At 41.7% G+C, this 24717-nt stretch carries 21 protein-coding genes; 11 read left to right on the top strand and 10 right to left on the bottom strand.

Annotation, left to right across the window (positions count from 1 at the left end; genetic code table 11):
• Positions 1–20 precede the first annotated feature (20 nt).
• Complete coding sequence (locus I8752_RS08140) at positions 21–206, top strand: hypothetical protein (protein ID WP_214431811.1); 186 nt, start codon at positions 21–23, stop codon at positions 204–206.
• Positions 207–336: 130 nt separating this feature from the next.
• Positions 337–648 carry a hypothetical protein gene (locus tag I8752_RS08135; protein WP_214431810.1) on the top strand — a complete coding sequence of 104 codons (312 nt, stop codon included), beginning with the start codon at positions 337–339 and terminating at the stop codon, positions 646–648.
• Positions 649–784: 136 nt separating this feature from the next.
• Here I8752_RS08135 and I8752_RS08130 read toward each other — a convergent pair whose 3' ends face one another.
• The gene (locus I8752_RS08130; RefSeq protein ID WP_214431809.1) at positions 785–3373 is read right to left on the bottom strand and encodes a chloride channel protein; all 2589 of its coding nucleotides are present in this window, start codon (positions 3371–3373) and stop codon (positions 785–787) included.
• 281 nt (positions 3374–3654) lie between these two features.
• Between I8752_RS08130 and I8752_RS08125 the strand changes: the two genes are divergently transcribed.
• Together I8752_RS08125 and trpD are read left to right on the top strand one after the other, a co-directional pair.
• The gene (locus I8752_RS08125) at positions 3655–4563 is read left to right on the top strand and encodes a DNA adenine methylase (RefSeq protein WP_214431808.1); all 909 of its coding nucleotides are present in this window, start codon (positions 3655–3657) and stop codon (positions 4561–4563) included.
• An 85-nt stretch (positions 4564–4648) separates the two neighbouring features.
• Entirely contained in the window at positions 4649–5779 is a 1131-nt protein-coding gene (gene trpD, locus I8752_RS08120) for an anthranilate phosphoribosyltransferase (RefSeq protein WP_214431807.1), read from the top strand.
• Here the strand turns inward: trpD and I8752_RS08115 are convergent.
• Positions 5700–6761 carry a retropepsin-like aspartic protease family protein gene (locus I8752_RS08115; protein WP_214431806.1) on the bottom strand — a complete coding sequence of 354 codons (1062 nt, stop codon included), beginning with the start codon at positions 6759–6761 and terminating at the stop codon, positions 5700–5702. The genes trpD and I8752_RS08115 overlap by 80 nt on opposite strands.
• A gap of 264 nt (positions 6762–7025) precedes the next feature.
• Here I8752_RS08115 and carA point away from each other — a divergent pair, with 264 nt between their 5' ends.
• The 5 genes from carA to I8752_RS08090 all read left to right on the top strand — a co-directional run bounded on the left by carA (position 7026) and on the right by I8752_RS08090 (position 11790).
• A complete protein-coding gene (gene carA / locus I8752_RS08110; protein WP_214431805.1) occupies positions 7026–8192 on the top strand; it encodes a glutamine-hydrolyzing carbamoyl-phosphate synthase small subunit in 1167 nt (388 codons plus the stop codon).
• Between the two features lie 174 nt (positions 8193–8366).
• On the top strand, positions 8367–8735 hold the full coding sequence (locus tag I8752_RS08105; RefSeq protein WP_214431832.1) for an STAS domain-containing protein: 369 nt from the start codon (positions 8367–8369) through the stop codon (positions 8733–8735).
• Between the two features lie 1135 nt (positions 8736–9870).
• Positions 9871–10353, top strand: coding sequence for a Mini-ribonuclease 3 (locus I8752_RS08100; RefSeq protein WP_214431804.1), 483 nt, complete (start codon positions 9871–9873; stop codon positions 10351–10353).
• 89 nt (positions 10354–10442) lie between these two features.
• The gene (gene rlmB / locus I8752_RS08095) at positions 10443–11393 is read left to right on the top strand and encodes a 23S rRNA (guanosine(2251)-2'-O)-methyltransferase RlmB (protein WP_214431803.1); all 951 of its coding nucleotides are present in this window, start codon (positions 10443–10445) and stop codon (positions 11391–11393) included.
• A gap of 94 nt (positions 11394–11487) precedes the next feature.
• On the top strand, positions 11488–11790 hold the full coding sequence (locus I8752_RS08090; RefSeq protein ID WP_214431802.1) for a DUF1816 domain-containing protein: 303 nt from the start codon (positions 11488–11490) through the stop codon (positions 11788–11790).
• Positions 11791–11852: 62 nt separating this feature from the next.
• Here the strand turns inward: I8752_RS08090 and I8752_RS08085 are convergent, their stop codons facing one another.
• Positions 11853–12707: an alpha/beta fold hydrolase gene (locus tag I8752_RS08085; protein WP_214431801.1), complete on the bottom strand. Its 855-nt coding sequence runs from the start codon at positions 12705–12707 to the stop codon at positions 11853–11855.
• Between the two features lie 13 nt (positions 12708–12720).
• On the bottom strand, positions 12721–13350 hold the full coding sequence (locus tag I8752_RS08080; RefSeq protein WP_225895513.1) for a CAP domain-containing protein: 630 nt from the start codon (positions 13348–13350) through the stop codon (positions 12721–12723).
• A 307-nt stretch (positions 13351–13657) separates the two neighbouring features.
• Here I8752_RS08080 and I8752_RS08075 point away from each other — a divergent pair, with 307 nt between their 5' ends.
• Positions 13658–14905, top strand: a complete 1248-nt coding sequence (locus I8752_RS08075; RefSeq protein ID WP_214431799.1) for a tetratricopeptide repeat protein — start codon at positions 13658–13660, stop codon at positions 14903–14905.
• Here I8752_RS08075 and I8752_RS08070 read toward each other — a convergent pair.
• Genes I8752_RS08070 through I8752_RS08060 form a run of 3 tightly spaced genes read right to left on the bottom strand, consistent with a single transcriptional unit; the run spans position 14902 to position 16098 of the window.
• Positions 14902–15048 (bottom strand): hypothetical protein, encoded by a 147-nt coding sequence (locus I8752_RS08070; RefSeq protein ID WP_214431798.1) that lies wholly within the window; start codon positions 15046–15048, stop codon positions 14902–14904. The two genes, I8752_RS08075 and I8752_RS08070, sit on opposite strands and share 4 nt — an antisense overlap.
• Positions 15049–15058: 10 nt before the next feature.
• Entirely contained in the window at positions 15059–15859 is an 801-nt protein-coding gene (locus I8752_RS08065; RefSeq protein WP_214431797.1) for a phosphate/phosphite/phosphonate ABC transporter substrate-binding protein, read from the bottom strand.
• Positions 15856–16098, bottom strand: coding sequence for a hypothetical protein (locus I8752_RS08060; protein WP_214431796.1), 243 nt, complete (start codon positions 16096–16098; stop codon positions 15856–15858). The genes I8752_RS08065 and I8752_RS08060 overlap by 4 nt, the downstream gene beginning before the upstream one ends.
• Before the next feature lie 589 nt (positions 16099–16687).
• Between I8752_RS08060 and I8752_RS08055 the strand changes: the two genes are divergently transcribed.
• Entirely contained in the window at positions 16688–18121 is a 1434-nt protein-coding gene (locus tag I8752_RS08055) for an aromatic ring-hydroxylating dioxygenase subunit alpha (protein WP_214431795.1), read from the top strand.
• A 5-nt stretch (positions 18122–18126) separates the two neighbouring features.
• Here the strand turns inward: I8752_RS08055 and I8752_RS08050 are convergent, their stop codons facing one another.
• The 3 genes from I8752_RS08050 to I8752_RS08035 form a co-directional block, all read right to left on the bottom strand.
• Positions 18127–20076, bottom strand: a complete 1950-nt coding sequence (locus I8752_RS08050; protein WP_214431794.1) for a sensor histidine kinase — start codon at positions 20074–20076, stop codon at positions 18127–18129.
• Positions 20077–20518: 442 nt separating this feature from the next.
• The gene (locus I8752_RS08045) at positions 20519–23347 is read right to left on the bottom strand and encodes an ATP-binding protein (protein WP_214431793.1); all 2829 of its coding nucleotides are present in this window, start codon (positions 23345–23347) and stop codon (positions 20519–20521) included.
• A gap of 842 nt (positions 23348–24189) precedes the next feature.
• On the bottom strand, positions 24190–24717 hold a 528-nt coding region (locus I8752_RS08035; RefSeq protein ID WP_214431791.1), incomplete at its 5' end, for an IS630 family transposase.

Here is a 24717-nt window from a genome sequence, read left to right as displayed (position 1 = left end):
TAGATTTAAATAAATCATCTATGCTCAAAAATACTCATACTGTTAATTCAAGCTTATTTCGGCTATTCATACAAATTAATAGTGCTTATCTTGGCATTGATTTAGCTGTAATTAAGTTGGCTGAAAAATGTTATTTACTAAAAATTATTAGACAAAAGCAAGTTTTAGCAAAAGATAAGTTGGTAACACCAGTGTTTTTTGGCTAGTAGCTGGTGATATTTAAACTAAATAATCCTGATTAAAACTAAGTTTGACTAAATAAAGTTTGTGAAAATGCACAGTTTGGAGCTTTTTCGACTTTACGTATCCGCACAAAAAAGTGTTAATCAATCCATCATGATTGAAGCTGACCTATCTAAGGCAGCAAAAAATAACACGAAACAGCAGTTTGCAGACATTCCTTTAGTTGCAGTATTTTTGGCTCCTGTTTGCTTCATGATTGTTTGGGCAGTTGTCGTTTTGATAGTTTCGCAAGTCCGTAAAGTTGTAGAAGTTAAAAATGCCATAGTAACTATCAACAATTTGAAGCAACATCCTTGTAAAAACTGCCAATTCTTTAACGACAACAATTATCTAAAGTGTACGGTACATCCTGATACTGCTTTAACTAAAGAAGCGCTCAATTGCTCTGACTACTTATCGCAATAAAGTTGTTCTATTATTCTGAATTGAGATGGAGTGTCTTCCTATAAAGTTTGATTTAATTCGATTATGTAATTTGGATGTTTTTCAGCTTACTCGATTGCAAATTGAGTTGGACTGCACGCAACTAAGAAACTGCGAATTAAGTTTTGACCAGAATTACTGTGCAATTACTTTTGCGAGAAATATTTTCTGGAATATTTCCTTGAATCACCTGTTGGAGTAAACTTTCACGGCTAGCCCCCAGAACAATCACATCACTTTTGTCTTGCTGGGCACACTCAAGTACAGCTTCAGGAACAGAATTGGCACGCACTGGAGTGGCTATCACCTTACCCTTAACTCGGCGTTGGAGAAAGCTGACAGAGTTTTCTAGTAATGTTGTGTTAGGCATGGATTCGCTAGGCTGGAAAACTTGGCATAGCTTAATTTCTGGCGATGTACTTAGAGAAGCAAGAGCAGGTAATAACTTAAGTGCTTGTCTGGAATTAGGACCGCCTGCCATTGGCAGCAACCAACGGTCAAACGCTCTTTTATCATCTAATTTAGCCAAGACAACATCACAAGCCGCTTGGCGAATTACAGTATCTACCACTCGGCTGAAAACTCTACCAGGAGTTGCCGTGCTGCCTTTCCAACCCATTAGCACTAAGTCGATGTGTCGCTCTTTCACAGTTTCTAGAATTGCTCCAGCGACATTATGGGCAACTCTAATTTGGGTGTGAACTGGAATCCGCCAATCTTCTCCTAACACTATTGCTTGTTGCAAAAGCTCAAGGCTTTTGCTGATTTGTACTGGTGTTTCAGATGGGATGCGGTTAGATGGAACGATCGCTACTTGCAAGCATTCTATTTCATAATTGTTAGCTCTGGCGATCGCAGCTGCCATTGCCAATAAAGTCTGAGCTGTCTGGGGATGGGAAAGTGGTACTAGTAAACGTCCTTTGCCTGTGGCAGGAGCGCGAGTTTGGTAAATTACATAAGAAGGCGCTGATTTTGGTTTTACCTGTTGGGTATTGCCACTCAATCGCTCTGCTTCTACGCGAATAATATCGCTGCGGGTAATAATTCCTACTAGCTTTCGACCTTCTGTAACAGGCAAGCAGCTCAAGTTATAGCGATTGAGTAAATGCAGTACATGAGCCAGCGTAGCTGTTGGACTTGCTGTCACTGGCTCTGGTGTCATAATCTCATTAATAACTGTATCTGTGTTTAAGTGTTGCGAGGCAATACTTACTAAATCTTTCTGAGTAACGATGCCAGCAAGTTTTCCATTCGTTAAAACTGGAAAGTTACGATGCTGAGAGGTGGAAAAGGCCTGCATTGCTTCATCAATACTCATCTGGCTAGAGAGAGTTTCCACGCGCCGTTGCATGACATCTGCCGCATTTAATTGTGCTAAAAACCCCTCTGTACTTGGTTCTTTTGTAATGTGAATGCCTTTCCACTCTAGTAAAAGATCGTAGAGCGACCTGCGGTCAATCTTTTCCGCTACTATATAGGCAACTACAGACACAATCATCAGCGGTAGCACCAGATTAAAATCCGTTGTCATCTCAAAGACAATGACGACTGCTGTAATTGGTACTTTGGAGACGGCGCTAAAAAATGCAGCCATACCCACATGGGCATAAGTTGTGGCAGCACTCATTCCTAGCAAAGTATGTTCGGTAGCACCTACTAAATAGCCAAGAGCGGCTCCTAAAACCAGGGTCGGAACTAGTAAACCCCCTGGCGCTCCAGAACCGTATGTTAAAATAATTAGGGCAAACTGCACCAAAAAAGCGATCGCTGCAAATGACCAGTCAGCACTACCTGTAAGCACAATCTCCCTGAGTCCGGCATTATTGCGAAAAGCCAAGGGCAAAAGAGCTATTACAACACCAGTGATTAAGCCAACAATTCCAATACGCCAGGGTAAACTCAAATACATTATGCGGCGATTGAATGCCAAACTGGCAATAATACCTTTATTAAACAAAATGCCCAATAACCCAGCTAGCACTCCCAAAATTAAATAAAAAGGGATTTCCTGAGCGAAGAAGGTTGTATGCGTCACAGCTAAATTCAGATTCAGATCGAGGCTGTGACTACCATAGAGCCGAGAGATGACTGAAGCGATGAAAGAAGCCAAAATAGCAGTGCCAAGAGTGATATCTGACACATCTTGCAGCAGTTCTTCTACTACAAACAAAACACCCGCGATGGGTGCATTAAAAGCCGCGGCTAACCCTGCGCCGGCTCCGGCGGCCATAAGTTGCCGCCGATGTTCTGGTGAAGTCGGAACCCAATTACTGAGTTGATTTGCCAAAGCTGCCCCAATTTGCACGGTTGGCCCTTCTCGTCCTAAGGGTATTCCAGAACCCAGCACTAGTGTAGCGCTCACTAGCTTGACCAAAGCAATCCGCAGATTTAACGGCATAGGTACGCGAGCCAATACCGCCTTCACTTCCGACATTCCACTACCTGATGCTTCAGGTGCGAAACGCTCTACTAGCCAACCAGCTAGAATTCCCCCTATTAAGCCAATGCCAGGTAACACCAAATAGGCAGGCCACAGGTAAGAAATATGCACTCGCCATGCTCCTGCCCAGTCTACTGCCTGTCCTAAAAAAACTGCTGCTAGCCCAGAGACGAGACCAATTAGGCAAGCTTCCGCAAAAGCCAAGCGTCTAGGTCGAAGCAACTGACGAGAAAGCCTTAACCAAAGAATTTTACCCTTGACTAACATATTTTTAGCGATCGCTTGTCAATTGACAGTGACAGTGTCATAGTCTGGAATGTCTTACCCTTTACCCTAACCATAGCTTTTCATCAAAAAATGAAATCAAAATAAAATTTTTCTGTGCCAAAAGATAGATATTTATCATAGCTGTAGCGATCGCCCAAGTTCACATGAAAATTAACCGATTTAAGTAGCCGTCATGAACTACCTATACCCTTTCGCAGCGATCTCCTCACGTCGCTAATGGCGATCGCTCACTTTGAACAAGATATAGTATTTTTGGAAGAATGCCTGAAAAAAGAACCAAATTTACAATCAAAAGTCCACTTCGTTATCCTGGCGGGAAGTCTAAAGCAATAAAGCAAATAATTGAATACTTGCCAGATAGTTTTTCTGAATATAGAGAACCTTTTGTGGGTGGTGGTTCTGTTTTTATTTACTTAAAACAAAAATTTCCTCATCTAAATATTTGGATTAATGATTTAAACCGCGAACTATTTTTATTTTGGAAGTTTGCTCAATCAGATCTAACTCAATTAGTTAAAGAAATTCGTAATCTAAAATGTAAATACTCAAATGGACAATTACTATTTTTAGAATTAACAAGCATAAATGTCAATAATTTATCCGATTTTGAAAGAGCAGTTCGCTTTTTTGTTCTGAATAGAATTACGTTCAGTGGAACTGTTGAATCAGGTGGTTTTTCTCAAGAAGCTTTTCATAAACGATTTACAGATTCTTCCATAGAACGTCTAGAAAAACTAGAAAATATTTTAACAGAGAATGTCAAAGTTACTAACTTAGATTACAGTCAGCTATTGAATGAACAGGGCGAAGATATATTTTTATTTTTAGATCCTCCTTATTTCATTGCTACTAAATCAAAGCTATACGGCAAAGAAGGGAACTTGCACATATCTTTTGACCATCATAGATTTGCTGAACATTTAAAACAATGCCATCATCGTTGGCTAATAACTTATGACAATTCACCGCAAATTCAAGAAAATTTTCAATGGGCTAATATCTCAGAGTGGGAATTGCAGTATGGCATGAACAACTATAAGCAGATAAATGCTGCTAAGGGAAAAGAGTTATTTATTACTAACTATGAAGGACAACGAAATTTAGAATTAAAAGCAACAAATACTAACTTTAGTAACTCAATTAAGTCGAGTTTTGAAATTTCAATCTAACTTTGATTTGATAGTGGTCAATTTTTCGGTAGGATAGCTGCCATGCCCTTCAATGTAGCTACACTCAACACACAAACCCTTAGCTATGACAACTTCTCCAATCCCTGCTCAAGAATCCTCTGCCAGTTGGTATATTTTGCTGCAACAATTAATAGATGGTGAATCATTGTCCCGCACTCAAGCAGCTGAATTGATGCAAGGATGGCTGAGTGAAGCGGTTCCCCCAGAGTTATCAGGAGCAATTTTAACAGCGTTGAACTTTAAAGGTGTATCTGCTGAAGAGTTGACTGGTATGGCCGAAGTATTACAATCCCAATGTTCCCCACTCAGCACCCAACACTCCCCACTCAGCACTCAGCCCTCAGCACTCAGCACTCAACACTCAACACTCAGCACTCAACACTCAGCACTCAGCACTCTTATAGATACCTGCGGCACTGGTGGAGATGGATCGTCTACCTTTAATATTTCCACAGCAGTGGCCTTTGTTGCTGCTGCCTATGGTATACCTGTTGCCAAGCACGGTAATCGCTCGGCATCAAGCCTGACGGGAAGTGCGGATGTCTTAGAAGCTTTAGGAGTAAACCTGAATGCCCCTAGCGAGAAAGTACAAGCAGCACTACAAGAGGTAGGAATTACTTTTCTGTTTGCCCCTGGTTGGCATCCAGCCCTTAAGGCAGTTGCCTCACTACGGCGGACTCTGAGGGTACGAACTGTCTTCAACTTATTAGGCCCCTTGGTAAATCCCTTACAGCCCACTGGGCAAGTCGTGGGGCTGTTTACTCCCAAACTTTTGGCAACTGTTGCCCAAGCGTTACACAATTTAGGCAAGCAAAAAGCAATTGTTTTACATGGGCGAGAAAAATTAGATGAGGCGGGGTTAGGAGATTTAACTGACTTAGCAGTATTATCTGACGGTGAAGTGCGGTTAACTACTGTGAATCCGGAAGAGGTGGGTTTAACACCTGCACCTATAGGTATGCTCCGGGGTGGGGATGTGCAGGAAAATGCGGAAATTCTCAAGGCCGTGCTGCAAGGTAAAGGAACTATTGCCCAACGAAACGCAGTAGCTTTAAATGCGTCGTTGGCGCTACAAGTAGCAGGTGCGATCCCGTTGCTGGATTGCGCTCAAGGCGTTAGGGTGGCAAAGGAGATTCTACAGAGTGGTACTCCTTGGGCAAAATTGGAGGAACTAGTCCAGTTTCTGCGGAATTGATTTCCGATCGCGATTGTGGGCGAAATTCTATGACATTGCGCTTGATGGTGACATCATAATTCCCAAAAAAGTCATGCCCCAAAAGTCCGGTTTCTAGTTCCGAACCTGCGATCGCTACTGGTAATTTATTTACCACTACCCCACCAACTGCCATCGAATCGAGATAGCCAATAGGAAATTCTACTGCTCTAGAACTGGCAGTGTTAGCCTTAGCCCTCCCCACTGGTACTACTCCCAACGCCACGGCCATTTGTTGGGTAATTACCGTACCACTGGCTCCTGTATCCACAATCATGTCAAACTGTCGCTGACCGTTAAAAGTTACTTCCACAATTGGCGTACCACCAATGCGCCGTTTAATTGGAGCAACAAATACATCTTTGTCTGGAGCGAGCAATTCTGGTGAGGGAAACAAGGGTTTTGCTGGTGGCAATTTTGCTTGGATGGGAGGAGGTACGGGTATAGTCAAATTGGGCGTAGTTGATACTTGAGGAACGACAACTACTACCTTCTTGGGTTGTACCTCTGATGACAAGTAACGGCTAGGAGTCGCTTTTTGTCGAGCATATTTAACCTGACGTTGGTATTCGGAAATTTTGGCTTGGGCGATCGCAAAATCCGAACTTTGCCGCCGCACTTTTTTCATCAGCGCGATCGCCTCTTGGAATTGACTTTCTACCAAATTCCAATCCTCTGGGGATTGAGCGGATTGACTAATAGTTTCGGCCCCTGCGGCTTTATCTAATCCTTGTTCAAAAGAACTTAGTGCAAATTCCGACGGTGACACAATTTCTGGTTTTGGGATCGCCGATGGTGTTGCTGGTTCAGTAGCAGGCGGTACTACCGGATTGTCATTGACTTCAGACTCTTGAGTGCGAAGAATTGCAGTAGTCTGTTTTTCTTGACTACAGGCAACACCCAAGACTGCTAAAGCGCTTGAGAGAAAAATCAGGGCTGCACGAGACAAAAAAGGCTGAAGCATAATTAATTTCGATTTTAACTGCCCAAGGAACTGCAAATCCACTGCCGCCATCGATTCCCTTATACTCAAATCTTGCACGTCCTCTTTTTAATTTTTACTTAATTTCCTTAAGAGCGCGTAATTTCCAAATTCATGGGATAATAGGGGACTGGAGACTAGGGACTAGGAAAAATTATTTTAATCTCTAAATTTCTAATCCTTAATTTTGTAAGTTATTAATACCTAATCCCCAATCCCCAATCCCCAATCCCTAATCTATCGCCTATGACCTTGACTGACGCAATACCTGCTCTACTTGTCTTAGCAGACGGCACCACTTATCGCGGTTGGTCTTTCGGTGCGACAGGAACCACAATCGGGGAAGTAGTATTTAACACTGGCATGACCGGATACCAAGAAGTACTAACTGACCCTAGTTATTGCGGTCAAATAGTTATTTTTACTTATCCAGAATTGGGCAACACAGGCATTAATCCTGAAGATGAGGAATCAGAACGACCGCAAGTACGGGGGGCGATCGCTCGCAATATTTGTCATCAACCCAGTAACTGGCGCTCAACACAATCATTGCCTGATTACCTCAAACAGTACCAAATACCAGGTATTTACGGCATCGATACCCGCGCCCTTACCCGCAAAATTCGCATGTTCGGAGCCATGAACGGTGGCATTTCCACAACGATTTTAGATGAGGCGGAGTTGCTAGAACAGGTGCAAGCTGCTCCCAACATGGCAGGATTAAATTTGGTACGCGAAGTCACCACCCCCAAGGTTTATGAATGGTCAGATCCCACTATTCCAACTTGGGAATTTAACTCCCAGCCCCTGACAGGCGATCGGGAATCTTTGACTGTGGTTGCCCTTGACTTTGGCGTGAAACGCAATATCTTGCGCCGCTTGGCAAGTTATGGTTGTCGGGTGATAGTTGTTCCTGCTGATACACCACCAGAAGAAATTCTCAATTACAATCCAGATGGTATTTTTCTTTCCAACGGGCCTGGCGACCCAGCGGCAGTTATTCAGGGCATTGAAACTACCAAGGCATTGCTTCAAAGCCAGAAACCCATGTTTGGTATTTGTATGGGACACCAAATTTTGGGTCATGCTCTGGGAGCAGAAACCTTTAAACTCAAATTTGGTCATCGGGGTTTGAATCAGCCTGCGGGATTACAACAAAGGATAGAAATTACCAGCCAAAACCACAGTTTTGCGATCGACCCAGATTCTTTACCTGCGGCAGTTGTGGAAATTAGCCACCTAAACTTAAACGATCGCACCGTAGCTGGAGTACGTCATAAGTCTCTGCCGATATTCTCTGTACAATATCATCCAGAGGCCAGTCCCGGCCCCCATGACGCTGATTACTTGTTTGAAGAGTTTGTGCAAGCAATGCAAACAGCTCGTCAAGCAACAACAGCCGAGGTGAGATAAAAATGGAAATGAGCGATCGGGGATCGGCGACTGGAGATTAGGGACTAGGGAAGAGTTTTCCCAGTACCCAATACCCAATCCCCAATACCCAATCCCTCCTACTCCAGCAGGTTGTAGACAACACGCACAAAAACCATCTATACTTGAGCGTTCACTTTTAATGATGAGGAGGGAATTATTGCTGAGCCACTTAATCTAACCGTGAGCCTGAGAGGCACTCGTGAAATCCGGGATAACTGTCAGCTATTCCGCCTCACAGGTTTATTAGATGCTTTTTCTGAGCCGACGTTTCGCAAGGTACTTGGCCAAAAAATTGACGAGGGCCCAAAGCACATTATTCTGGATCTTTCGCAAATTGACTTTGTTGACAGCTCTGGCTTGGGTGCTTTGGTGCAGCTAGCCAAGCAGGCTCAAAATGAGCAGGGCACTTTGCAAATTGTCACTAATGCCCGAGTAACTCAAACGGTCAAGCTTGTTCGCTTAGAGAAGTTTCTCTCACTGCAAACCACAGTTGATGCGGCTCTAGAAAACGTCAACAAGTAGCATCGATCGCTTGACTAGAGAGATCGACTTAGCTATCTACATGTTTGATCGGGGTAGCTTAATTTGTAGAAACGCTGGCAGACACCTCTCTCCTCGCGGGAGAGGCATGAAAGCCAGCAGATGTAAGTAGAACGGTGTGGAAAAACAAAACTATGTTAATAATAAAAATTAAATAGGCTCAAACCCTCTTTTATTCTGCCCTTCGGGTGACGCGACTGCGTCGCTATCGCTGGCGCTAAAGCAGTTGCTCAGGGGGAACCACTCCGTTGCGGAGGTTCCCCCCGTTGAAGGAAGTGGCGGGGAAACCCCCCTTCGCGTCACCCGAAGGGGGAAACCCCAAGACCGCAGTGGCTCCCTTTGGGAGAAGACTTGCTAACGCTACGCTAACGACGCAAAGCGCCAAGACAGCAAGTGGACTCACCAAGACCGCGCTGTCTCACCTCCTGCCTCATCTCAACGATAAATTTTACGCCGACCTACTTAATATCAGTATATTACCTAACAAGGTTAGTAATGAATGCAGTCACTAATAAGCTGTATAAGCTTTAGCTATAATAGAAAAAACTTATTTTTCCCAATCATAACTAGAGAATGTTTGTAGAATATTAAGATAGGGTTAGGGTGTGTGATGCCACAAGACTATTTATTGCTAGAAGCGATTCTCTCATTATCAAGAATCAGGAATTACGCACCACAAAAATCTTCGGTTAGTAGTTTACTCGGTCATTTTGGTATATTACTAAGTTAATATTTCTTTTAAAAAGACCTTAGAGAAAATTTATCTCCGGAATTTATTAGATAGTTTGATACTTCAACCCATTGCTTGTCAAGTCAACAAAACTGTCTGGTAGGTAAATAAAAATTTATTAAGTGCAAACTAGCAATTAAAAAAGATAAAATTACTGAGTAATTTTAATGGGGTTGATTATGCTAAATAGGTTAAAACGATAAAACCAACCCATATGAATAAAGATAAATTAGATTAAAACTATCTTAAGATTTCAGGCTCTGCATTATAAGACTACAAAATATTTATACCGGACTACTTAACTGTAAGCAAGATGAAATACTTAAGGAAAAAGAAATTTCTCCAAAAATGCCTCTTAAATATAACCTAATAAGGAACGATAGACTTGTGAAGTCAAAGGAGGAAGAATTAAATGGACAAGATGAAGCGCCGCAAATCGATTCATCTTTAACTCAGGCATTCTTAGCAACTACGGCGCAATTAACTCAACAGATTTCTCAGACACAATTGCAACAAATTTCTCCCGCTGCTTTAGCATATATAGGAGATGCAATTTATGAACTGTATGTTAGAATGTTCTATTTACTGCCGTTGCAGAGGACAGAAACATACCATCATTTAGTAGTAGCACAGGTAAGAGCGGAAACACAGGCGCTACATTTGCGATCGCTGATCCCTCATCTGAAGCAAACCGAATTAGAAATTGTTCGGCGGGGTCGTAATGCTGCCACAAGACGCACAAAGCGGGTCGAACCCGAAATTTATCAACAAGCTACTAGTCTAGAAACATTAATTGGCTACCTGTATCTCACCGATTCCCAGCGCTTAACCGAACTGTTGCAAAAACTTCATCTAGAGAAAATAGTGTGAAATTCAATCTCCCAAAGAGATCGGCAGTGTAGTCCTGGTAAATTTCAAAGAATCGGGAAGCCCACTCATAAGCTATACCCAAAACTTATATGCCGAATAAACCAAGAAAAATCAAGACTTCTGGCGAACCAAATCGTGGGCAACCCCTAAAAATCAAGGGCAATGTAGTTGCCGATTCTCTTCCCACTCCCCGACACAGGGATGAAGATAGCAAACCACGTTACCAGCGTCATTTCTCTCATCCATCTCCTTCTCCAAAACACCCAGAAGATAGCGATCTCATCTACGGTCGCCATCCAGTATTGAGTGCTTTGGAAAATCAACGCAGTCTAAACCGCATCTGGATTACCCCACGCCTGCGTTACGATCCCCGCTTTCATCATCTCATCCTCCAAGCCAAGGACAATGGCACTGTCATTGACGAAGTTGAACCTAAGCGCTTAGACCAAATTACTAACGGGGCGAATCACCAAGGCGTAGCAGCACAAATAGCCCCCTACAGCTACATTGAATTGCCCGATTTGATTGCACAGACCAAATCACTCACCGATCCCGTAATTGTCGTAGCTGATGGGATTACCGATCCCCACAACTTGGGAGCAATTATTCGTACTGCCGAAGCAATAGGCGCTCAAGGATTAGTAATTCCCCAAAGAAGAGCAGCTGGTATTACTTCCACAGTTGTGAAAGTAGCAGCAGGCGCTTTAGAAAATTTTCCAGTAGCTAGAGTCATCAACCTTAGTCGTGCTTTAGAAGAATTGAAAGAAGCTGGCTTTTGGATTTATGGGACTGCTGCAACTGGTAGCGAACCCCTGCATTCAATAAATTTCCGCGGCCCTATCGTTCTGGTAGTTGGCTCTGAAGGTGAAGGTCTCAGTATGTTAACACAACGCTCTTGCGATGTTTTGGTATCAATTCCGCTGCTGGGTAAGACCCCTAGCCTGAATGCCTCAGTTGCTGCGGGTATGGCGCTATATGAGATTTATCGCCAGCGGTCGTTAAACACTTTGTACTTAGATAAATTACAAAAACCCCTTTGAAAAACAAGAGGAAAAGAGTATAAAGAAATGTAAAGCAAAAAACAGCAACATAATCGTTTAACACTCAGTACCACTTGATAAATCAGCAACAACCATGAAAACAATTTGGGATAACCTGAAGGAAAGTTTGATTAGCACATTCAATAGTCTCGGTTTAGCTTGGTGGGTGGAAATTATCACACAAAATCCCCGTTGCACCTACTACTTCGGGCCATTCCTCAGTTCTTCTGATGCCAAATTGGCCATCAAAGGATATGTAGAAGACTTAGAGTTAGAAGGAGCTCAAGGAATATTGGTGAACGTGAAGCGCTGCAAACCAAATACTTTGACAATTGCTGACGACTTGGGGGAAAGGAGTGACCGCAAAGTAAAGCCTGTCTTTAGCGGTCAGATGTAAGTAAGGCAAAAGTTAGTCGTCAGTTGTTTTTCGACTGACAACTGATAACTGACGACTAACAATTAACTATTAATTACCTGCGGATGGTCTTCTAGCCAACGGTCAATATCGTTCAATACCTGCTGCGGGATTTCCCACGGAAAAAGATGGGCGGTATTGGGATAGCATTGCCATTGACTATTTTTAAGGTAGCGAGCTGTCTCCAAGCTAGATTCAACTGTGATGTGACGGTCTTGGACACCAGCAAGCACCAAACTAGGACAATGAATTTGCTCTAGGTCTTTGAGTCGGTCGTAGCCAGCGCGTAGGGCAGTATAAAGAGCGCGGCTAGCATTAGCAGAGGTTTGCAAATAAGCTGGAACAGCCTCCTGGGCAATGTAACTATAAGCAGTAGGTGTATGTTGTTGGATTAGATAACGAAAAAGCGATCGCTTGCCAAAAGTTTCTATATTCCACTGCCAACTTGGATTAATAAAGTTTAAAAGTGCAGCTACGCCAGTATACAGATTATCCTGCCAAGTAACCGGGGGATGATTGCCATAAGGTCTGGCTGCGGTAGCCACCAAAATCATCCCAGTGACGCGCTGTGGCAGGCGCAATGCCAGTTCCATCGCTAAAATACCACCAAGCGACCATCCTAATAAGAGACATTTTTCAATTTGCAAGCGGTCTAGTAGTGCCTCTAAGTCAATCAAATGGTCGGTCATGTCAAAATTGCCATTAACACGACTTTGACCATAGCCACGCAAATCTGGGGCGATGGTTTGGTAGTGTTTTGATAAATGATTGGTAAATACAGAAAGACTACGACCAGAACCAGGATGACCGTGTAAAGCTAGAATCGGGAATCCTTGACCTTGGACATAGACGTTAAGACGTGCAGCACCGACCGAAGTATGACTGTAGCGATCGCTCATTTTAGTATCAAGCCTACTTTTCTAGATATCCTCCAGCATAGGTAATCACACACATCTGTCTATATGTGGCATGAATTCCAAATGCTACCCCTGTAACTTTAAAAGCTGGGTTAAAAATATTGTGACGATGACCGCGTGACGATACTCCGTCATCAATAATCAACTGCATGATAATATCTTGGGCTGTGCTAGAACCATAGCTGATGTTTTCGCCAGCAGTAACTTGCCAAGTTCCATAGCGGCTGATGCGAGTAAAGGGATCGCTACCATCACTACCATAGTGACCCGTTGTACCTTTTGCTCCTTGGTCTTTGACATGATCCCTAGCACCTAAAGACATACCTTGAGATAGGGTTAATGCTCCCACAGGATGGGCTGACTTCAAATACGCGATCGCCTCATCAACTGCTTTTACTCCTTCTTGAGTTTGCAAGTAAACATTATCAGAGATTTTGACTTGTTTGCCTTGAAAGCGCTGGCGATAATTTTCCAGAATTGAAAGATAGGCAACAGGATTTGTCCGCACTTTATTCATTTCTAGTATTACTTGTTGTTCTAACGAAGAAAGAATATTCGCTTTTACTAATTTTTCCGCACCTGTTTGCGGAATTTCTGAAGATTTCCAAAATTGTAGCTGACGCATTAATAACCTCATAAATTAGAAGCCGAGATTGAAGAGTGCAGGGAATGTGAGAGCGCGTAGCATCAAACACATACAACTCACCATGTCTTCTTCGGGCAATATATATTTAGCTCCACAGTACTAGTACAAGTTTTCGGAAAGCAGGTTTCTCAATATCTCAAACTAAAGTACGGTTAATTTATCGATTAATCGTACTTTTTGCTTGCCGTTTTTAGTTAAGTGTGACATACTCATTGGCATAAGTACACTAATTCGATAGATTTACCGTATTTTATTTACTCTAAAAATCTTGGTATAAGGAATTAATATGCTCAAAGATGCTCAAGGATTAATAGTTACAACAGATTCAGCCGAAGCGATCGCAGCTATCAACAATTTTATTAATGAGGCGCTTGGTTATGGTAAAGATGCAGAAACAGCGATTTTGCAAGCTATTGCGGCAGATCCCACTTGTGCGTTAGCTCATGCTTACGCGGCTGCTTATTATCTCACCCAAGAAAATACTAAAGCTTGGCAGCAAGCACAACCATATCTGCAAATAGCACAACGGTATTTAGCCCAGATTACTGCTAGAGAACAGTTATATGTGCGGGCAATTTTAGCTTGGGCAAATCAAGAGATTGATGTAGCGATCGCCTTTCATGAAGAAATTACCAACCAATTTCCCCGCGATTTAATTTCCGTTCAGCAGGGACAGTATCACTATTTTTATACAGGCAATCAAGAAAAATTACTAGCAATTGCCCAAAAAGTTTTACCTAGCAACACAGAAAAACATTATTTATACGGTATGGTGGCATTTGGTTTAGAACAATGTCACCAACTTAAAGCAGCCGAAAAGATGGCTCGTATTGCGATCGCATTAAATAGATCCGATCCTTGGGCGCACCATGCGATCGCTCATGTCATGGAAACTCAAGCAAGAGTCGATGAAGGCATAGCTTGGATGGAGAGTTTTGCAGATACTTGGGAAAACTGCAACTCTATGCTTTACACGCATAACTGGTGGCACATTGCCTTGTATTATCTAGAACTAGGAAACTATCAAAAAGTTCTTTCACTCTACGATACTCACATTTGGGAACGCGCCAATAAACAATCCCCCAAAGACCAAGTAGGGGTAATTTCACTATTATTGCGACTGGAATTACGCGGGGTAGATGTAGGGAATCGCTGGGAAGGCATCAGTCCTTATCTTTACAGTCGTATTGACGAACATGCTTTACCATTCCAGGATTTGCATTACGTCTATGCCCTTGCCAAAGCCGGACTCCAAGACTGGGTAAATGAGATGCTTCAGAGTATGCAGCACCATGCCTTAAGTATTAATCCTTTCCTGCGACGGAGTTGGTTAGAGATAGCAATTCCCGCAGCCAGAGGAATGGTAGCTCATGCTCAAGGTGATTTCAACACAACTGTTGCAGAACTCAAACCTGTTTTGTCACGCTTGCAGGAAGTTGGCGGTAGTCATGCACAGCGAGTCTTATTTAAGCAAGTTTATCAAGATGCAATGTTGTTGGTACAACAACAGAGTTGGGTTTATGCAGTTTCCTAAAAATTATCATACCAGCGTCTAGTAGCATGAATAACCGCTAAAATCTCAATTTGGTCGGCTCGTACCCGATAAGCCACAATAAATGGTGTACGAGTAATAACTAATTCTCTAGTACCTGCAATTCGCCCGATATGGTAATACAATATGCTAACTTCACGACAAGCTGACAAAGCGATCGCGGTACATTTTGTTTAGTACTTGATAATTTTCTAATTCCACTGCGGCAAAACGTTTAACTCCAAACTGTTTCATAACTCTTTGCAATTCTGCATCTGGTTGGAGTAGCGCCAACTGCATTTGTTGAATTAAAGATACACCTAAACGTTGTGTGACTGCCAATGGTGGTATTGGAGAAGGCCCTAACACTTCTACTACACGCAAATGCTTTGATAATTCCGGAAAATTATTCAATTCTTGTTCTAATACCACGCTGTCAATTGCCGCACAATCTGCCAATCCTTCTACTACCCAGCGAATTGAACGCTGATGAAAGCCCGATTGTATAGTTTTGACAAAAAAATTCTCTGGGTGTCTTTCCTGAATTAAGCGATGGCAAAGTAAATTATAACCACTGTTAGAACCCAGGTCATTATAGCAAAATGTTTTACCTAATAAATCTGCAAATTTTTGGATATTACTATTAGCATTGACAATCACATCTGCATAGTAAATAGGGCAATTACCATAGCGAGATGATTGTAATACAGGCGCAACCAATGTCTGAAATTGGTTGGAAATTATTTGACTGTAGCGAATTAGCGGTAATCCACAAATAAAAGCTAGGTCTATTTGGTCTTGAAATAATAGAGGGTCTTCTAATGGGTCGCATTCACCTTGCTTTAGTTGGGTTTCTACTCCTAAAACACGACTTAAATAAGCTGCGATCGCTTGATAGAATCCCAACCAATTTGGAGCTAGGTAAGAGACAATTCGCAACCCTGTATATTTAGTCATTTTTGTTCTACAACAGTACGATGCGGAAAAATTTGAGTTAATTTCTTCCCAGACCAATGGATATATAAAAAGCCCACACTCACAAAAGTCAGCAGCATAATTCCCAAAATCGTTGCATAGGCTTTAGTGTGCCATAACAACCGCTTTAAGAAAGCTGTACTTGATTGCGATATCTTCCACAAAAAATTTTGATTTGCTCTTTTAGTGTTTTGGATACTGATGTGTTGGGCTAATGCCATTTCGATTTTTTCCTCAATAACAAAAAATAAACAACGGTAATTCGGTAGTTATAGTGTAGATTATATACTATATCATTACAGCAAATACAAAACTCAAAAGCTGGTTTTGGCATATTTAAAGTTATCCAATTACCTAAAAGTATTCTCATACTTCACACATCCTGACGGACACCACTTACCAAGGCAAAAGACAGGTTGTGTCTAGTAGAACTAGTACTCTGGTAAGTATGAAGGGTAAAAGAACGAACCACAAAGACGCAGAGAACGCAGAGCGGAGAAAAAGAGAAATTCTAAAACTTGGTTTAGCAAGCAAAGTTAGTGTAAGAGATTACTAAGATTAGGTTTTCTTGGACTACTCGATCAACCATAAATTACGTCGAGAGAGACTTGGTGTACACCGTAGGTTTACGGAAAAGCTTGGGAAGTGGAATTGAAGCATAATTCATCTAAACCAGAACCATCGTTATAAACTTTCAGAAACAGTTGAGTCTATTGGCTGATTTTTCAACTCTTCACTGCCAGTACCGTTAAAAAATTGTTACATTTTGGTTGGAGAAAAAAATCAAGGTCATCGTTGACTGTTCCCACCATGTCCAACAGCATTCTCAAGTCAGAGGATTTTCCTCTTGCAGTCGCATCTCAAACCCAAGTAACAGAAGAAATTACTGCTGGTGGTCTTGACCCAGATCGCTTTGATTGGCACGAGGTTTGGTATCCCGTTCACTATATTGAGGATTTAGATAAATCCCAGCTAACTCGTTTCACCTTGCTAGAGCAGGATATTGTACTGTGGTGGGACAACAAAGAACAGATGTGGCGAGCATTTGTAGATCGATGCCCGCATCGGTTAGCGCCGCTTTCAGAAGGGAGAATCAACGCAGACGGATTGCTCGAATGTCCTTATCATGGCTGGGCATTTTCGGGAACGGGAAAATGCGATCGCATTCCGCAACAAGAGGAAGGAGGAAAGGCAGAAGTTTCGCAACGTGCTTGTGTGACTTCACTACCTACGACAGTTCGCCAAGGACTGTTATTTGTTTATGCTGGTTCTTCGGAGAATGCAGTTAAAACCAAAGTTCCTGTTGTTGACATCTTGGATGAAGAAAAAGATGGTTGGATTTGCCTCAATACCTTTCGGGACTTACCCTACGATGCCTTGACGTTGATGGAAAATGTCCTCGATTCCAGTCATATTCCTTATACCCATCACGGAACAGTCGGCAATCGAGCTAACGTGTCTACAGTAGATTTGGAGATTGTAGAATCTGGAAAATGGGGATTTAAAGGAAATTGGGCAGCAGGCCCGCGTAAAGGAACTCTCGGAAAGCAGGATACTATCTTTATTGCTCCTGGGCTAATGTGGCATGACCTGACTTCTAAACAGTTTGGCAGGACATTAACGGTAGTTTACGCTACTCCCATCCGCAAAGGAGAATGTCGATTATTTGCACGCTTTCCCTTCAAGTTCAACTCAAAATTACCAGGACTATTTCTGAAGTTGACACCGCGCTGGTACTCACATATCGGGCAAAATAGCGTCCTAGAAGATGACCAAATTTTCCTGCATCACCAAGAACGGTATTTAGAACAAAGTGGTGGTAGTGCCAACTTTACCAAAGCATTTTACTTGCCAACTAAGGCAGATATGTTTGTATTTCAGTTGCGTTCTTGGGTGAATCAATATAGTGTCGATCCATTTCCAGGAAGGACTCTACCACCATCATTGCCCAAGGAAGCCCTACTCGATAGATACCATTCCCACACACAAAAATGCGCCAGTTGTAGCACTGCACTAATTAATCTGCAACGGTTGCGGCTGGGAATAGCTGCGGTAGCAGCCTTGGCTTGGGTGCTGCTTCCCTTGCTGACGCTTATTTACAAGCCAGATATAATTGCCCTTAGCTTTTTGAGCTTGGCAGTTATAAGTAGTGCTGGCATTTGGTTTGGCTTAGGCAAGTTAGAGCGACGATTTGATCGAGGACGCTCAGTTCCGCCTAGAAATTTCCCTGAGAGAATGCGCTAACGCTACTAGGCTGCAAGCTGCTTTTGCTGAGAAAGAGGAATTTCTATGACAAATTCTGCACCCTCGCCAGAGGCAGAAATACACTGCAATTTTCCTTGATGTTGCTCAGTGATAATTTGATAACTAACAGATAAACCCAAACCAGTACCTTTACCTATAGGTTTAGTAGTGAAAAAGGGGTCAAATAATTGCTTTTTAACGGTTTCTGGGATACCACAGCCGTTATCAGCAATGCGAATAATGATTTGTTGCTCGGTAGTAAGTTCGGTATGAATGCGAATTTGAGGAATTGGGGAAAATTGCCCTAATCTCCACCGACCATTTTCCGCTTCCTCTTCTATCGCATCAATAGCATTTACCAGAATATTCATCAAGACTTGATTGAGTTGTCCGGCGTAGCATTCTACGAGTGGCAAATCTCCGTATTCTTTAGTAACTGTAATTGCTGGATGTCGAGTTGTAGCCTTGAGACGACTTTCTAAAATCATCAGGGTGCTATCAATACCCTCATGAATATTTATTGCTTTCATCTCTGCTTCATCTAAGCGCGAAAAGTTTCGCAGGGATAGCACAATTTGTTTAATTCTATCAGCACCACCTTTCATCGAAGTTAGTAACTTCGGTAAGTCTTGCATCAAGAAATTTAATTCAATGGCTTCTTCTTCATCTTGAATTTCTGGTACTGGCTGGGGATAGTATTGTTGGTAAAGTTGCACTAATCTGAGCAAATCTTGAGTATATTCATGGGCAGGGGTAATATTGCTATAAATAAAGCTGACGGGATTGTTGATTTCGTGTGCGACTCCCGCGACTAACTGGCCCAAACTGGACATTTTTTCTTTCTGAATTAACTGAGTTTGAGTTTGTTGCAATTCGCGTAAAGTTTGCTCTAGTTTTTGTGCTTGCTGTTGTAGAGTTGTTTGTTGTTGATTCAATAGCACAACTTGGGTTTTTGCTTTTTCGGATAATTGAATTTGTCGCCAAGCCATAATTGCAGTAATCAGAAGCAGTCCCCCCAGTAGGGAAGCAAGTAAGTTAAGCGATCCTAGTTGCGATTCAATGTTTTCTCGCGGTATAACTAAAGCTACCGACCAATTCGTTTGCTTGAGGGGAACATAGGCAATATACTTGTTTGTCCCATCAATGGGAATGAGTTCAATTCCCTGCTCTTTATTTACCATACGACGAGCGATCGCAGCTAAGTTAATATCGCTTGACTCCAAAAAACTAGGAGTTGGTTTCTCTTCTGTAAATACTAAGGCTGGCTTAGGATGAATAATCGCTTGTCCTTTGGAGTTTAATGCAAAAGCATAACTACCATTACCGTAGTGTAGTTTATTGACTATTTCACCAATTCGATTGACCTTCAAGCTACCGTTTAACACTCCAATAGTAGGACTTGCGGGGTCAAAACTTTGGTGAATAGGTGCAGAAATTGCGACAGAGGGAATTCCAGAAGTACGACTAATAAAGGGATCGGATATATTAAATTTTCCTGCTAGCGCTTTTTGAATGAAATCTCGATCCTTGTTAGTAGTATTAGCTTTACCTGACAGAGTGTTGTAATAAGAGCCGTCGGGAAGCGATACTGCGATTTTATAAAATTCTTGAGTGCGCTGAATTTCTGCCTTTAAATATGGTTCGATGACTGACCATTTTAAGGAACGCACGACCTCTGTATTGGCAAGAGTTGGGATTATACTAGAGCGCGTTTCTAACCAGCGGTCGAGTTCATCGCTTCCTTGGCTTACTTGCAACAGCGCTTTTTCTTGAAGTTGCTGAAGAATTAATCCTCTAACAATTTGGTAACTAGCAATGCCAATAACAGCAATTATTAAAATAGAACTAATTAGAACTAGTGGTGTTGTTAGGTTATGCAATGGCTTTTCTTGCTGAGTTCGATACTGCCTAAATTTGGACAAACTAATTATTTTTTTTTGATTAAGCAGTATCATATTTTTCTCCAGATATAAGTTTACTTTTACAATATTTATCTATAATCGCGGATGAACGACGCTCGTCTGTTAGGCTTTTAAATTGCACATTGAACAAAGTTGACTGTTGACTGTCAACAACCACTATGAGTATTTCTGAAAATTAAATGCGCTTTGGCTTATTGTGTCCATGTCAATATAGTTCAAAAAACTTCGGTTCTCCGCATTTATACATGTTATGTATCTGTTAAGATAATATTGCTATTTTTATTATAGAAATAAACTTAATTATTGTCATATTTTAAATATTAAACTATAAAAACCAAATGCATTAATGCAGTTTTAAATACTATTAAATCAATAAAATTGTTTATTGAAACATTGTGATAATCCTAGAAATGATTTGGTAAAATCAAACTATTTAAATAATCGTTGTCCTAGATTTGAAAACACAAACCTGATATTATTCGACAAAACGCGGAATTGCGATCGCAAATTCAGTACCTTTACCAGGAGTGGAAATACATTGCAACTTTCCTCCATGTTTTTCAGTAATAATTTGATAACTAATAGATAAACCTAAACCTGTACCTTTACCAACTGGTTTAGTGGTGAAGAAAGGTTCAAATAATCGTTGTTGTACGCTTTCTGGAATACCAAAGGCATTATCGATAAACCGAATAATTATTCGCTCGTCGGTAGCAAGTTCAGTACAAATGCGAATCTGGGGATTGTCCGCTATTAATTGTCCGTTGTTATCGCTCGTTTGTTTTTCCATTGACCACTTATCACTTGATACTGACTCCTCTAAAGCATCAATTGCATTTGCTAGAAGATTCATAAATACTTGATTGAGTTGTCCGGCGTAGCATTCTACTAATGGCAAGTTACTGTATTCTTTAATAATTTCAATTGCAGGACGGTCAGATTTAGCCTTGAGGCGACTTTCTAGAATCATTAGCGTACTATCAATACCCTCATGAATATTCACGGCTTTAATTTCTGCTTCATCCAAGCGAGAGAAGTTTCGCAAAGACAAGACAATTTCGGTAATTCGTTCGGCCCCAACTTGCATCGAAGTTAGCAAATTGGGTAAGTCTGCCATGAGGAAATTTAAATCGATTGCTTTAGCTGTTTTTTGAATCTCTGGAACTGGATGAGGATAGTGCTGCTGATAAAGTTTCACCAGTTTGAGTAAATCTTGGATGTATTCATTGGCATAAATGATGTTGCCATAGATAAAGTTGACTGGGTTGTTGATTTCGTGGGCTACTCCAGCCACCAACTGTCCCAAACTAGACATCTTTTCGCTTTGCACAAGTTGAGTAGCTAACTGCTGTGCTTGTTCTCGTAACTGTGCTTCTGACTGTCGCAATATTTCCTCTGCTTGCTTGCGCTTGGTAATGTCGTGAAGAATGACAACATATTCTCGAAAATCTTGATGGGATCGATCCGAGATAGAAACTTCTAAAGTTCTGATTTGAGTTTTGTAGACTAGAGTTTGTTCGCTGCACTTTGGCCACTGTTCTGGATAGCTAGCTAATTCAGGGAGCCATTTTTGGAGGTGATTTGCGTATAATTCCGATAGTTTGACTCCAAAAAAAGATTCAGTTGCCGGATTTGCTTGCCGGATTATACCCCGTTCATTTACTACTAAGATGCTGTCTTGGGCAACGATAAATAAATGTTCGGCAGCTTCACGGGCTTCTGCGATCGCTACTACTTGAGGTAAACTTGTCCAACAAGCGATCGCTACTCCGACAAATGCGACTGTCATTAGCAGCACAACAAATAAATTCTCACCCCCCGCATTTGTAACTCTGGTCAATTTGACACCAAATAGCCAGCCCACTCCAACTGCACTGCACAGTAGAAAAATCAGGATACTTACTTGCAGCATTACTGAATCCTTGATGATGACCGAAGGACGCGATTGATATCGCCGCAGCCACCAACTTAAATGAAAGGGAGGGAAGGCAATACGCCGGATAAGAGCATCAAATCCGATGATGCCAATGGGAAATAACAGTCCAATGAGTAGGTTTATCCAACCCCAGGCCATTCCCCCTACTAACAGCACGACAATTTCTAAGAGCAGAATACCTAAAGAAATCTGGGGGAACAAAACCTCTGGGCGATCGCGCCCCAGCCAAAGCCCCAAATGTAATAACATAAAACAGACAAACCAACCGATGTTGCCGACAGCTATGATGCGCGCTACGTCTCCCCAAATTAGATAAATTAGGCACAACATCAATGTCAAGGTCAAAGCCGGGACAAATACACCCCGACGAGATACTACGGAAAATACTGGTGAAATATGGTTATCTAAAGCCAGCTGATACAAAATCCTCGGACAATTAGAAACAACTGTTGCAGAACCTAAAAGACAGGCAGCTACTAGCAAGAAGCAAACACTGATAGCAGCTGATTTTCCCCAAAAAGGTTGAGAAGCTGCCACAAGATTGAGAAAAGCATTGTCTTCGAGGCTGGGATCTGTTGCTAACCGCATAATTACCCAAGACCCCCCCAGAAAAATCAGTGGCATGAGCCAAGCAGCAATATCTAAAAAGCGCAGTGTCTGAGTAGGATTGCGGCTATCGGCAACAAAGGAAGAAGCCGTTTCACAGCTGTAGGTGGCATAAGTAACGAAAAAGAACCATTTTGCCCAATCTACAAAGTTTGGAGATGACAAATTGCTAGGAAAAAACCCAGGACTAGCACTAGAGAAAGCTAACCAGCCCAGACCTTGTACGCAGAAGGTAACTAGCAGTCCCAACGCTGGAATTACAAAAAACAAATGCAAGATACTTAGAGCGCGAGTACCACTAAACGCCACTACAAACGGCAACAGTGTAAAGCCAATATCCAGCAAGATGTCGGGACAGCCAATACCCAACCCTTGCAAATTTACCTTGATTAAATCTCTGAGTACAATTGTATTAACTGACAGATAAGAAACCCAGTTGAGAAGATATCCAATTGCCGCATAACGAGCTAGTCCTGGGTAGTTTTTTAATAACTTGGTGGCATAGTTAGGCGTTCCTCCTGCCACATCAATAAAATTCATACCCAAACGCTTAACTTGATAGTTGAGTAGCATCCCAAATATGACAGCAGGTATCCAAACGAAAATAGCTTGCGAACCAAGAGCAGCATGAATAGCAGGAACCAATGCTGTCCAAGAAATATGAGCTGTTAATCCGAAGCCCCAACTTTCAACAGCACTCAGGCTTCTAGTCAAGCGAGGATATGAAAGTTGGCTCAGAGGTGCATGAGCAAGATGGGACATGATTGGTAGTGCTGGGTAAGATACTATAGTTGACCTTATTAGCTAGAGTTCCCATCCCTTCAATGTTCTGAACACAGATTTGTATACCTCAGTCATTCGATTTAGGATTTTTCCTAGAGATAAATCTACTGATTGATAAAATGTTTATTTTATACCAATTATCTATTTATGTAAGAGGTCTAATAAAATTACCTCTACAACCTTCTGCTTTTTCTAATTTCATCAAAAATTCGGTTTAGAACGGCTCAAAACAGTCGTATGTCCTTTGACGAACTATTTTGCCATTTTCAAATTCAATGAATTGAGCAAAATAGGCTTTCATTTGTCCGCCAGATGGTATTTGTCCAATTGGAACTACAATTTTTGCTGTCCAGATTATTTCTAAAATGACTGTGTTGCCCACAACATAAGATTTTTGAATATCATAGCTTTGGCTGAGTATGACTTTTTTACCTCCCCTTCGGGGCGGGAGTGGGGAGTAGGGAGTAGGGAGTAGGGGAAGAAATGACTGTGCGTTCGCTGATTTTGAGGCAGAAAAAGGAATTAATGACTTGAGGGGAAAGGGTTAAGACAATTTTTGAAGCCAAGGGATGATGAGAGAGGATTTGGAGGTAGTGTGAAGTGAGGAATTGTGCAGGGATGGGGTGCATCGATGAGCGAAGTAGAGGTAAAAATAAGCTCCGAGCGAATAGACGATATTCCATTAATAGTGGAATGGCTCAAGCGGATAGAAATAGCCAAGTATATAGATCAAAAACTGAAGAAACCGCACGGAAACCACCAAGGAATGAGCTACGGGCAGTTGAGTGTATTATTACTAACATATACAGCGTTTCCCGATGTTATGAGGTACAATAACAGCAATTAGTGAACCAGTTTTTTAAATGTTGAGGATTCATCAAGTAGAGAGCAACAGAGATAACTTTATCAACCATTTCGGTTGTAGTTGGAGAAAAAGTACGTAAAAAAGATTTCAGTTGTGACCACCATAACTCAATGGGATTAAAATCAGGAGAGTATGGAGATAAACATAAGACTTTCGCACCTACAGATTCAATCATTGGTTCAATTGATGCTAGTTTATGTGCAGGTAAGTTGTCCATAACTACCACTGCTCCTGACCATAATTGAGGCAATAAAAACTTCTCAATAAATACTTCAAATGCCTGACTATCCATTGAGTTATTTATCGTCATTAATGCCACCACTTTTTTAATACTTATTGCTCCAATTACCGTAACTTTTGTACCACGATAAAATGGTTTCATTTCGTATACTCTTGTTCCCTTCTCTGAACGTGCATGAGTTCTTGTCAAACCCAGTATTACCCCTGTTTCATCTAAAAATACCAAGTTTTCTGGATCTATATC

Source organism: Dendronalium phyllosphericum CENA369 (assembly GCF_016056275.1).
GTDB classification, from domain to species: Bacteria; Cyanobacteriota; Cyanobacteriia; order Cyanobacteriales; family Nostocaceae; genus Dendronalium; species Dendronalium phyllosphericum.
Note: the sequence above shows the minus strand (reverse complement) of the source record. Positions and strands in the feature narration are given on the sequence as shown.